The following is an 11512-nucleotide window of genomic DNA, read 5'->3' as shown; positions in this document are numbered from 1 at the left end:
CAAGATACTATGGCAAAGGAACTCAAAGACCTCACCAAGTCGGACGACAACTACTCGCAGTGGTACAACGACCTGGTGGTCAAAGCCGGGCTGGCCGAGAATTCGGCCGTCCGCGGTTGCATGGTCATCAAACCCTACGGCTACGCCATCTGGGAGAAGATGCACGACGCACTGGATGGCATGTTCAAGGAGACGGGGCACCAGAACGCCTATTTCCCGCTCTTCATCCCCAAGTCGTTCTTCTCGAAAGAGGCCCACCACGTCGAGGGCTTCGCCAAGGAGTGCGCCGTGGTGACGCACTACCGCCTGAAGAACGACCCCGAGGGCAAGGGCGTAGTCGTGGACCCCGACGCCAGGCTCGAGGAGGAGCTGATCGTGCGGCCCACCTCGGAGACGATCATCTGGAACACCTATAAGAACTGGATCCAGTCCTACCGCGACCTGCCGATTCTGTGCAACCAGTGGGCCAACGTGGTGCGCTGGGAGATGCGCACGCGCCTGTTCCTGCGCACGGCGGAGTTCCTCTGGCAGGAGGGCCATACGGCCCACGCCACGCGCGAGGAGGCCGTCGAGGAGGCCGAGAAGATGATCCGCGTTTACCAGCGGTTCGCCGAGGAGTGGATGTCGCTGCCCGTCGTCGTGGGCCACAAGTCGCCCAACGAACGCTTCGCGGGCGCCGAGGACACGCTCACCATCGAAGCGCTGATGCAGGACGGCAAGGCCCTCCAGAGCGGCACCTCGCACTTTCTGGGGCAGAATTTCGCCAAGGCGTTCGACGTGCAGTACGTCAACAAGGAGGGCAAGCTCGAATACGTCTGGGCTACCTCGTGGGGTGTCTCGACCCGCCTGATGGGTGCGCTCATCATGGCCCATTCGGACAACAACGGCCTGGTGCTGCCGCCGAAACTGGCGCCGATCCACGTGGCGATGGTGCCGATCTACAAGACGGCCGAACAACTCGCCCAGATCACCCGGCGCTTCGAAACCATCGCTGCCGGACTGCGCGCCAAGGGGCTTACGGTGAAGATCGACGACCGCGACAACGTGCGCCCGGGCTTCAAGTTCGCCGAATACGAACTCAAGGGCGTCCCCGTCCGGCTGGCCATGGGCGGCCGCGACTTGGAGAACGGCACGGTCGAACTGGTCCGCCGCGACACGCTCGAGAAGCAAACCGTGCCGCAGGAGGGGCTGGTCGAACGGATCGAGGCGCTGATGACCGAAATCCAGGAAAATATCTACCGCAAGGCGCTCGCTTACCGCGAGTCGATGATTACGCCGGTCGATACCTGGGAGGAGTTCAAGCGCGTGCTCGACGAGAAAGGCGGCTTCGTCTCGGCCCATTGGGACGGGACGGTCGAAACCGAGGTGGCCATCAAGGAGGCCACCAAGGCGACCATCCGCTGCATTCCCGTGGACGCCGTAGACGAAGAGGGCACCTGCGTCTTTTCGGGCAAGCCGTCGCACCGCCGCGTGCTCTTCGCCCGGAGCTATTAGTTTTCGATCTTATGCGGATTTTTCCGCACATTCCCCTAGCAGGGCGATCGGGACGTGCTTCGTACGGCCCGTCCGCCCTGTTCTTCACGACGCACAAACGATCGCTGCGAAAAATCGATAATCACCTGCAAACGGTAAGTTATGTCCGACCACTCCGGAAAACGAAAACACGCCATCTACCGAATCACTTTCATCGGGTTCGTCGTCAACCTGGTGCTGGCGGCGGGGAAACTCGCGGCCGGCATCTTCGGCCGCAGCGGCGCCATGGTCGCCGACGCCGTGCATTCGTTCTCGGACCTGGCCACCGATGTGGTGGTGATCGCGTTCGCCCGCATCTCGGCCAAACCCCGCGACGAGGGGCACGACTACGGCCACGGGAAATACGAAACACTCGCTACGATCCTTATCAGCCTGGCACTGGCGGCGGTGGGGACGGGCATTCTGGTGAACGGCATCCGCGCGATCCGCACGGTCGCCGAGGGCGGGCTGCTGCCCCGTCCGGGACTGGTGGCGCTGCTTGCGGCGGTGCTGTCGATCATCGCCAAGGAGGTGCTCTACCGCTATACCGTGCGCGAGGGACGTGCCGTCGATAGCCCCAGCGTGGTGGCCAACGCCTGGCACCACCGCAGCGACGCGCTCTCGTCGTTGGGAACCCTTGTCGGCATCGGCTGCGCCTATTTTCTGGGCGAGCGGTGGCGCATCGCCGACCCGATCGCTGCGCTGCTGGTGGCCGTTTTCATCTTCAAGGTGGCGTTCGATCTGGTCCGCACGGGGCTGGACGAACTGCTCGAACGCTCGCTGCCTGCGGATACGGAGCAGGAGATTCTGCGCATCGTGACCGCTTCGCCTGAGGTTACGGCACCCCACAACCTGCGCACGCGCCGCATCGGCGCCTCGATCGCCATCGAGGTCCACGTGCGCGTGGACCCGAAGATGAGCGTCGCCCGCTCCCACGAGCTGACCGTGGACATCGAGCGTCGCCTGCGCGAACGCTTCGGCGCGGGAACCCTGGTCGTTATCCATGTCGAACCGCTCAAATGATTCGAGGTGTTTGATCCGCCCTTTTTTCCGTTTTGACACTCCCTGCACCCGGCCGGATGCACCTTGGAAATCGCTTGTGGCACGTCATTTGCGGATTCCGGAGCGCGTGAAAACGGTCCGGGCGGTTCCGGACGGAGTAGAAAGGAATTTGGATTTTCGGAAAAAAGTAGTTATCTTGCCAACGTCAAGGCTACCGAAAGGACGGATTTCGACGGCCCGGACACAAGACTGAACGACGAAATTACTTAAAAAAAGGATTGCCTATCGGGAAAAATTCTACTCTTTATAACCGTAATCAGGAGGAAAGAGTATGAACGTGCAAGTATTAAGTGACCGGGTATTGCTTAATGACTACCTTTCGGGGGACCGGAGTGCCATATCCAAGCTCATCGAGCGCCACAGCCGGCGCGTGCGCGACTACATCAACATGATGGTCAAGGACCGCGACGTGGCCGAAGATATTTTTCAGGAGACATTCATCAAAGCCGTCCGCGTCATCGACGACGGCCGCTATACGGACAACGGGAAATTCCTCTCGTGGGTGCTGCGCATTGCCCACAACCAGGTGATCGACTATTTCCGTGCCAAGCGGCAGAACAAAGCCATGACCGAAGCCGAAGCCGGCTACGACGTGCTGGGCTCGCTGCGCTTCGCCGAACGCACGGTCGAGGACCGGATGGTCTCGACGCAGATCGAAAAAGACGTTCGTGCGCTGGTGGAGCTGCTGCCGCCGGAGCAGCGCGAGGTGGTGATGATGCGCTATTTTTCGGGGCTGAGTTTCAAGGACATCGCCGAGCAGACCGACGTGAGCATCAACACCGCGCTGGGGCGGATGCGTTACGCGCTTATCAACCTCCGGCGCATGATTAAGGAAAAAAACATGATTTTGAGTTGATCCGGGACAATATTCTGCATGGGCTTTGCGTTATCTGGGTAACAACGCTAAAACGAATCGGCCTATGGAGGAGATTGACAAAAACGAAGTTTCAAACAACGGCATCTCCGATGATGAGGATCTGATGATGCGGGAGGTAATACAGGGGGATGCGGATCTTTGCTATCTACACCACTACCTTTCGGAGGTCTTTCGGAGCGGGGATAATTTTTAAGGGTTAATTTTTGATGGGGAAGGGAGCCGGGAGGCTCCCTTCGTTTTGCATATCCTTTCGGTTCTCGGTTTTTCGGGCCGACGTGCAGGTCGTTCGCCTTTGGATTTGCATGCGTGCCGGCCGGAAACGGGCGTGTTATTTGCAGGTACCCGCTGAAAAACGACGGACATGACACGCATAGGAATCAAACGGGTGTACGAGGCGGCCGAGAAGACGGACGGCTGCCGGGTGCTGGTCGACAAGTTCTGGCCGCGCGGCGTGCGCAAAAGCGCGCTGCAATACGACCTGTGGGCCAGGCAACTGGCCCCCTCGGACGATTTGCGGAGGTGGTACCACGCCGATCCGGCAGCCCGGTGGGAGGAGTTCTGCCGGCGCTACACGTTCGAACTGCGCCACAGCGCTGCCGTATACGATTTCGTCCGCCAACTTGCGGGCGTAAAGAGCCTCACCCTGCTCTACGCTTCGCGCAATGCGGCACAAAACCATGCGCTCGTGTTGCAGGAGTTTCTCGGGCAGGCCCTGCGGCGCCTCACAACGGCTTGAGCAGCGTAATCCGGGGCTCGCCCTGTCCGGGCAGCGGGCGGTAGATGACGATCTCCACCCGGTAGGCGGTCTTGTTTTGCGCGGCGGGCTGCGCGGTGCAGACAAAGCGGTAGTTGGTGCCCGCCACCACCTGCGTCGAGACGCTTTCGGGGGTGTAGCGTACTCCGGTAAGCCCCTCGGTCGCGTATTCGAAGAGCGTGAGTTCCTCCCCATTCGGCGTCCGCGCCTCGGCATAGGCGCCCGTCATCGTCTCCAGCGGGCTCTCCGCCCGCTGGTCCTGCTGAATTTCTTTTTCCGATCGGTCGGAATTTCCGCATCCGGCTACGAGGACCGCCGCAAGCGCTGTGATAGTGAATTTGATCATAAACGGTCGGTTTTCGATAACGAAAGGTAATGCTTTTCCGGTCAAAGCGCAACTTTCGTTCCCTGTTTCCGCGAGAAACGGACGCTTTTTATCTCTTGTGCGGGCTTATTTGTTTAGTTAAGTATCTTAATTGATACTTGAAAATCCTCGTTTTCTGCCCAATTTTGCCGCGTAAATGTCTGAAAAGCGGTATATTTGTACCCGCATTCGCAAAGAACCCGTGCAAATCGAAAACGTCTCTTATTCATGAATAGAAAGATTTTCCTGTTGCTTCTCGCGCTTGGGTGCTCGTTGAGCGTCCCGGCCCAGCAGGTCGCGCTGAAGACCAACCTGCTCTACTGGGCGACGGCCACACCCAACATCGGAGCGGAGGTGGCGCTGAGCAAACACTCCACCCTGAGCGTCTCGGCCAACTACAATCCCTGGACCATCGGTTCGGACAACAAGATCCAGCACTGGTTCATCCAGCCCGAATACCGCTACTGGCTCTGCGAGAAATATACGCGGAGCTATTTCGGCGTCCACCTGATCGGCGGCGAGTTCGAGGTCGGCGGGTTCAAGTTGCCGTTCGGACTGTTCAAGCGGTTGCAGAACCATTATTACAAAGGGTCTGCGATCGGTGCGGGCATCAGCTACGGCTACCATTTCTACATCAGCCCACACTGGAATCTCGAAGCGATGGTCGGCGTGGGGCTGGTGCGCGTGAAATACCACGCTGAACCGGTTTCGGGCGCAAAAGAGCGTTACCAGGACAGAACCCGTATCCTGCCCGTGCCTACCGAGGTCGGCGTATCGTTCGTCTATCTGTTCAATTCCCGCAAATAAGTCGATTCACCGATGAAAAAATACGTTTTTCTCCTCATTTTCGTGTTCGCGGCCTCTTCGCTGCGCGCGCAGTTCGTGGGCGACGTCAGCGTGACGCGCAAGGTGCTCGCCGAGCGCAACGGAGAGTTGGTCATGCAACTCGAAATCCGCGTGGCGCGCAATGCCGTTACCCGCTCGCAAAGCTGGACGATCATCCCCGAATTGAGTACGGCCGACCGCCGCAGCGTCAAACTCTTTCCCCATATCCTCATCAACGGCCGCTACCAGCAGCACATGATGGAGCGCCGCCGCCGATTGGTCGGTTCGTATTGGGCCGAGCGGCAGCCCTACATGGTCATCCAGGCCGACGGCAAGAACGACCAGGCATTCCGTTACGAGATGAAAGTCCCCTACGAGACCTGGATGGCCGACGCCACGCTGGTCCTGCGGCAAATTCAGACCTCGCCCGGCGGACGGCGCCGGATCTTCACGGTCGATGTAAACGGAGCCGTCGATACGCAGCGATGAGCACACGGAAAAAGATGAGAGCGGGTAAAAGAAACCTGTGTGCCGCGCTGCTTGTCGCTGGCGCTTTCCTGGCCGGTTGCAGCAACATGCGCAAACTCGTCAAGAGCGACCCCGAGGTGGATCTTCAGCTGCCCGCCCGGTCCACCCCGGCCGGAGCCGAAACCTCGCGTAAGGATACGGTGCGTTCGCAGAAAATCATCACCTACCGCAAACAGGACGGCACGGAGCTCTTCTTCACCCCCGTGGACATCGACTCCCTGACCGGCGAGAAGATGATGTCGGTAGCTATCGACGAGGTGGTTATCTCCGCGTCGAACCGCCGCAACCTGGTCGAGCGCAACGGTAAGATCAACGTCGAATTCGTCGTCACGGTCCCCGCTTCGTTCCAGAACCGCGACTGGCAGCTGGCCCTCGATCCCAAAATCGCCAAAGGATCGGATACGCTTTGGCTCGATCCGCTGATTTACAGCGGCGACAAGTTCCGCTCCATGCAGCAGCAGGAGTACGACCGCTACGCCCGCTACCGCAGCCGCATCGTGGACAGCGCCGACTATTTCGACCGGTTCGGAAACAAACGGGCTTACAACCGCTACATGCGTCGTATCGACGAGCGCCGCACCAAATTCGGAGCGGATTATGCGCGGCTCGAATCGCTCTCGCCCGAAGAGGCTATGTTCGACGGGCAGGTCGGCTGGACGACCCCGCGCGAGCGGAACCGCCAATACGCGCTGCTGAAGCACTATGTCCGTGCGACCGACCGCAAGGTGGCCCGCAATATCAGCTATACGCCCGATACGAACGATAAGTTCGATCACCTGACCGATTATTTCACGCCCCGTTTCCGCTACGAGGGGGTGGACGTGCTGCCCGGAGGCGAGATCTATACGCGCGTCGAGGGCGAATACCCCGATGCCGAAGACCGGGAGCGCGAGGAGTACATCCGCCGCCTGGCCGCTGCGCGGCAGGAGGTGCGTGCGGAGGTCGACGGTGCGGACAACGACCGGGTCGGCCGGCTGGCCATGCGGCGCGTAGCCTATACCGGATTCGAACGACCGGCCGTAGAGGGGATTCTGCGCGACATGACCGACAGTGCGATCCTGGCCAACTACTTGGCGCGCAGAAACTTTACTGTCGGGCAGCTTGCGGCGGCCAATGGCGTGGATACCAATGCCATCCGCCAGGGTGTGCTGCATTGGGGCAAGATCGCCCGCAACGAGGACCTTGCCTCCGGAAGCGGAGCCGCTTTCGCACGCATCGTGCGCAACCCCTACCATTCGAATGCCCGGCTGGATACGGTCATCCGCCGCGTGGACGGCAGCATCCAATATTTCTATTCCGAGCAGGTCCAGGCCGACGAGAACACCTCGAAGCTACGCCTTTTCCTCGCGGGCGACGTGCAGAACCGCAGCGGACGCACCTACCGGCTGCAAAAGTCCGACACGCTGGTCTACAACGTGGCCTCCATGACCACGTTCCTCGATCCGACGCCCCGCTACATGCAGCGCATCGTGCTGCGCGACGCCGAGGCCAACGCGCGCTTCTTCTTTACTTTTCCCGCAGGCAAATCGACGTTGGTCGATACCCTGCGCGAGAACCGTCTTCAAATCGACGCCGTGCGCGATCTGACGCGCTCGCTGATGACCGATCCGGTCTACATCATCGACAGCATCACGCTGCGCGCCACCTCTTCGCCCGAGGGCACCTGGCAGATCAACGACCGCCTGGCCCGCGAGCGTGCCGAGGCTTTGCGCCGCGTGCTGGTCTCCGAGTTCCGGGTGTTGTACGACTCGCTCAAGGTAGCGGCCAACTACACCATCGACGAGGCGGGTAACGTGGTGCTGGAAGAGGCCCGGGAGGAGCTCCCCAACCTGCCCGAACTGCTGCGCACCAAGTGGCTGGCCGAGGATTGGGACGAGTTGCGCCGCCTGGTGCTGGCCGACTCCGTGCTGACGGACAAGGAGGGCGTCCTGGCGATCTTCGCCGAGGTGGCCAATCCCGACATGCGCGAATGGCGTATCCGCTCCAAATACCCCAAGGCTTACGAGCGCATGCGCCGCTTACTCTATCCCCGAATGCGCGCCGTGGATTTCCGGTTCAACCTTCACCGTCGGGGGATGCAGCAGGACACGGTCTACACGACCGAGATCGACTCGTCGTACATGCACGCCGTGGAGCTGCTACGCAAACGCCGGTACGAGCAGGCACTCGAAATCCTGCGCCCCTACGAAGACCGCAACACGGCGCTGGCCTATATGTCGCTGGGTTACGATGCCGCCGCTTTCCGCATCCTGCAATCCGAGCCCGGAGCCGATACGACGCCCGACATCCAGTACATGCTGGCGATACTCTCTTCGCGCATGGGCAATGAGGAGCAGGCCGTACACTATTTCCTGCGTTCGGTCGAGTTGCGCGAGAACCTCAAGTTCCGGGGTAACCTCGATCCCGAAATATCGCGTCTGATCCGCAAATACGGACTGTTCAAGGAGGATTTCCAGTAAGCAGAAGAAATAATATAGCAACCGCCCCTGTCTGATACAACTCAGGCAGGGGCGATTGCATTTATCAGAGTTCCCTATCTGAGCCGGCAGTCGGCCCGTTCGCCTCTCTCGAGACAGTGGTGCGCCCGACGCAGCTGCAATGCCAGTGCGAAAGAGGCGATACCTGCGAACAGGAGCGAAATGCCGACCCAGATGATGACGGCCGCCGTGCCGAACACCAGCGGCTGAAAGAGTATCCACAGGGCACAGAGAACCAATAAAATACCCGTGAAGATGGTCCAGCCCGAGCCTGCGACCTCCAAGGCGTTCATGTCGCCGCCCAGCCCGATGGCGCTGAATCCGCGGAACAGGAGCCAGAAACCCAGGAAAATTGGGAGTGTGGCTGCCGAAAGCGAGACGTTGAAGATCAGGATCAGACCGAGGATGATCTCGATGATGCCGCCGGCCAGCATCCAGCCGCGTCCGGTGATGAAATGGCGGTTGACCGAGGCAAGCACGACCTCCAAAATTCCGGTGATGAGCATCAGCCAGCCGAAGATGAGTGCCATGCCCAGATAGCTTTGCGCGGGGTAGACGAATACGAGGATGCCGACGACGAACAGGGCGATGCCGACGATGAGCAGCAGCCACCAGTAACGTACGGCGCGTTTCGAATTTTCGATAAGCGAGGAAAAAGTGTTCATAATGAAAGGTTTTATCCTTTCCACGAACAATTTGCGTACCAGAACCGCTTAGCCGGAGCCGGGTGGCCTCGCAACTCGTCCGGGCTTGAACAAGTGCCGTCCGGATCGTCCGTCTGGCCCGGAATTTGAGAGAAAAGGTCCGGATCAAAATACGAAATATGCCGGCAAAAAGTGAAAAGCAACGCAGGCTGATGGGCGCGGCCCTGGCCTACAAACGCGGAGAGAACAAGCACCCCAGCAGCGAAATCAAGCACGTAGCGGAGAGCATGAGCGAACGCGAACTGGCCGAACTGGCCAAAAAACCGCGTTCGGAAAAGAAAACCAAATAGACCGCCGCCGGATCGCTTTCCCCTTTTTTCCGTCCGCGCTGTCGTGATGACTGCCGGATCGTTCGATCCGGCTGACCTTTCGACGATCCGGCGCAGGTGTTCGAATTCAGGCAGCAGGAGGCGGTTCGCTATTGTTTCTCTTTGCGGAACCCGATCGGCCGCGGTTGCTTGCGTGCCTGCGGGAGTTTGACCGAAAGGGCGGCGATCGCCTCGTAAATAGTGTCCAACTCTTTGCCCATATCCTCCGATAGTTCGCTTACCGCCGCGGCATTGTCCTGACCGACACGTTCCAATAAAGCGAGTTTCGAACGGATTTCGGACAGTTCTGCCGTAATGATTTGCTGGTTATTCAGAAAGTTGCGCATGGAAACAAATGCTCGCATAATCGTGATATTCAATTCAACCGCAACTTTATTTCGCAGAACTCCCGAAAGCATTGCTACACCCTCCTCCGTAAAGGCGAACATATCCGTCGACCCGATATTGTATTCAGGGGGTATCACATTTCGTGATACCCCAATGTTTATCAAGTACATAGCCTCTTTTGAGGTAAGGCGCAGCATAAAATCGTCAGGGAATCGTTCGATGTTTCGACGGACAGCTTGTTTGAGCGTTCGGGTTTCGACCTGGTAAAGTGCAGCAAGGTCGAAATCGAGCATCACGCGCTGGCCGCGGATTTCGTAGATTTTGCTTTGGATCGTCGAGAGTTCTTCCATTGTTCGGGTTGGTTGGGCTTCTATTTTCGGATTTGCCGGTCGTAATAGGCGATTTGTGCCGTGCAAACCCTTTCGACGATCCGGCGGAGGTGTTCGACTTTCGGTAACAGCGCGTCGATGTCCTCTTTCGTGATTTCAAAGTCGGGATTATAGCGCGATTCGACGTAAGCCCGCTCCAGGAGTTTGAACAGCCTTTCCTCCTCGTCCGTATCGCGCGGGAAGACCTTATATATTTCCTCTGTGTGCGGTTTGCAGGCTTTCATCAAATCGGACAGCTTGTGGCTCTTGTGACCATACAGGATAAAAACCAGAGGGATTACCCGCAAAAGATTTTCTGTTGCTTGATGCAGGTGGAAAGAGGCCATGAGAATATCATTGTCGTCAACGTCATGTCGCTCGCTGCGCAAAAAACTCAAAGCCCGCCCAAATTTTGCATCATAATATCCTTGCGCCCGTTCCTTTATTTCTTGGAAATTGAGTTTGCGCCTCCGCTCCAACTTGTATTCTCCCGAATCGTAAAGGATAATTCCCTCGCGCTTAATCTCGGTTTCGAAATAGTGGGCTTTGCGCAGGGCATAGTTGAAATCTTCGATTCCGTAGTTGATAAATTCCGGGTGGGTGTGAAAATTCCGCACCTTATGTTGAAAAAAAGCGTCTTTAATTTTATCGTATAGCGACAAATCGATTGCACCGATTGGCTTGCGCGTCAGAATCGCTATGTCGTAGTCGCTCATGTAGTAGGTCGGCACGCCGAACTCGATGCGCTGGTCGTAATCGACATAGCTGTTGCGGGCATAGCTGCCGTAGAGGATGACCATGTGGACCTCCTTTATATGCTGCCGAACCAACCCGACAAGCTGCTCCAGGTCGGCCAGCTTCTTTGGTGGTAAGAATTTGACGCTCTTTTTCATCACTACAAAATTATGAAAAAAGTTGGTAAAGCGTCTTGCACTATCCATAATTTGCCGTATATTTGCTTATCGTTCCTGCAAATAGTCTGCAAAGGTGTTCCGACGGGGGTAGCAGGTGCTACTTAAAAGAACCCGAACGCAACTATGAAAAGGAATTTCGACAGCTCGGCATAGCCGACGGACATAACTATAAAGGGTAAACAACTCTTTATACCAGTAAGCAAACATAGGGACCTCTTTCGGGAGGGTTTGAAATCGGTATAATGGTTGTCAGTCCTTGTTATGTCCCGCATATTTTTTGCGGGACACGACAGGGGCGCAGGACAGCTTTCCGATTTCGGGTTTCCTATGACCTGCTTACTGGGGCTGACACCGCGCCCCCTTTTTTATGCCCATACCGGGGACGCAATCATCAACCCTATATCCCCGGCAAATGTCACGCATCATCCACACGAACAATCCCATGTTCCGGCGCCCCGCATCGCCGGGTAT

Annotated in this window: 13 protein-coding genes; 9 read left to right on the top strand and 4 right to left on the bottom strand. The window is 58.0% G+C overall.

Annotated elements, in window-relative coordinates; translation table 11 throughout:
• The first annotated feature begins 9 nt into the window (after positions 1-9).
• The 5 genes from proS (at position 10) to ACMQ11_RS05510 (ending at position 4187) form a co-directional block, all read left to right on the top strand.
• Entirely contained in the window at positions 10-1494 is a 1485-nt protein-coding gene (gene proS, locus ACMQ11_RS05530) for a proline--tRNA ligase (RefSeq protein ID WP_418991770.1), read from the top strand.
• A 141-nt stretch (positions 1495-1635) separates the two neighbouring features.
• Complete coding sequence (locus ACMQ11_RS05525; RefSeq protein ID WP_418991769.1) at positions 1636-2535, top strand: cation diffusion facilitator family transporter; 900 nt, start codon at positions 1636-1638, stop codon at positions 2533-2535.
• A gap of 310 nt (positions 2536-2845) precedes the next feature.
• A complete protein-coding gene (locus ACMQ11_RS05520) occupies positions 2846-3430 on the top strand; it encodes an RNA polymerase sigma factor (protein ID WP_418991768.1) in 585 nt (194 codons plus the stop codon).
• Positions 3431-3494: 64 nt separating this feature from the next.
• Positions 3495-3644 (top strand): hypothetical protein, encoded by a 150-nt coding sequence (locus ACMQ11_RS05515; protein ID WP_418991767.1) that lies wholly within the window; start codon positions 3495-3497, stop codon positions 3642-3644.
• A 168-nt stretch (positions 3645-3812) separates the two neighbouring features.
• The gene (locus ACMQ11_RS05510) at positions 3813-4187 is read left to right on the top strand and encodes a DUF488 domain-containing protein (RefSeq protein ID WP_418991766.1); all 375 of its coding nucleotides are present in this window, start codon (positions 3813-3815) and stop codon (positions 4185-4187) included.
• On the opposite strand, the gene ACMQ11_RS05505 is transcribed toward ACMQ11_RS05510, so the two are convergent.
• The gene (locus tag ACMQ11_RS05505) at positions 4174-4551 is read right to left on the bottom strand and encodes a hypothetical protein (RefSeq protein WP_418991765.1); all 378 of its coding nucleotides are present in this window, start codon (positions 4549-4551) and stop codon (positions 4174-4176) included. The two genes, ACMQ11_RS05510 and ACMQ11_RS05505, sit on opposite strands and share 14 nt — an antisense overlap.
• A 246-nt stretch (positions 4552-4797) precedes the next feature.
• Between ACMQ11_RS05505 and ACMQ11_RS05500 the strand changes: the two genes are divergently transcribed.
• From ACMQ11_RS05500 to ACMQ11_RS05490, 3 genes are read left to right on the top strand one after another with little or no spacing between them, the layout of a single operon-like run.
• Positions 4798-5376, top strand: coding sequence for a DUF3575 domain-containing protein (locus ACMQ11_RS05500; RefSeq protein ID WP_418991764.1), 579 nt, complete (start codon positions 4798-4800; stop codon positions 5374-5376).
• 12 nt (positions 5377-5388) lie between these two features.
• Positions 5389-5883 (top strand): DUF3868 domain-containing protein, encoded by a 495-nt coding sequence (locus ACMQ11_RS05495; protein WP_418991763.1) that lies wholly within the window; start codon positions 5389-5391, stop codon positions 5881-5883.
• 14 nt (positions 5884-5897) lie between these two features.
• Positions 5898-8381 (top strand): hypothetical protein, encoded by a 2484-nt coding sequence (locus ACMQ11_RS05490; protein ID WP_418991762.1) that lies wholly within the window; start codon positions 5898-5900, stop codon positions 8379-8381.
• Between the two features lie 74 nt (positions 8382-8455).
• Here the strand turns inward: ACMQ11_RS05490 and ACMQ11_RS05485 are convergent, their stop codons facing one another.
• Positions 8456-9064 (bottom strand): HdeD family acid-resistance protein, encoded by a 609-nt coding sequence (locus ACMQ11_RS05485; protein WP_418991761.1) that lies wholly within the window; start codon positions 9062-9064, stop codon positions 8456-8458.
• A gap of 158 nt (positions 9065-9222) precedes the next feature.
• On the opposite strand from ACMQ11_RS05485, the gene ACMQ11_RS05480 reads away from it, so the two are divergent.
• The gene (locus tag ACMQ11_RS05480) at positions 9223-9393 is read left to right on the top strand and encodes a DUF3008 family protein (protein WP_418991760.1); all 171 of its coding nucleotides are present in this window, start codon (positions 9223-9225) and stop codon (positions 9391-9393) included.
• Positions 9394-9521: 128 nt separating this feature from the next.
• Here ACMQ11_RS05480 and ACMQ11_RS05475 read toward each other — a convergent pair whose 3' ends face one another.
• Both ACMQ11_RS05475 and ACMQ11_RS05470 read right to left on the bottom strand, forming a co-directional pair.
• Complete coding sequence (locus ACMQ11_RS05475; RefSeq protein WP_418991758.1) at positions 9522-10109, bottom strand: ORF6N domain-containing protein; 588 nt, start codon at positions 10107-10109, stop codon at positions 9522-9524.
• 20 nt (positions 10110-10129) lie between these two features.
• Positions 10130-11068, bottom strand: a complete 939-nt coding sequence (locus ACMQ11_RS05470) for a HEPN domain-containing protein (RefSeq protein WP_418991757.1) — start codon at positions 11066-11068, stop codon at positions 10130-10132.
• Positions 11069-11512 lie beyond the last annotated feature (444 nt).

Origin of the sequence: Alistipes sp., assembly GCF_048465575.1 — a bacterium.
GTDB lineage: Bacteria > Bacteroidota > Bacteroidia > Bacteroidales > Rikenellaceae > Alistipes.
This window is presented reverse-complemented; position numbering and strand designations above follow the sequence as displayed.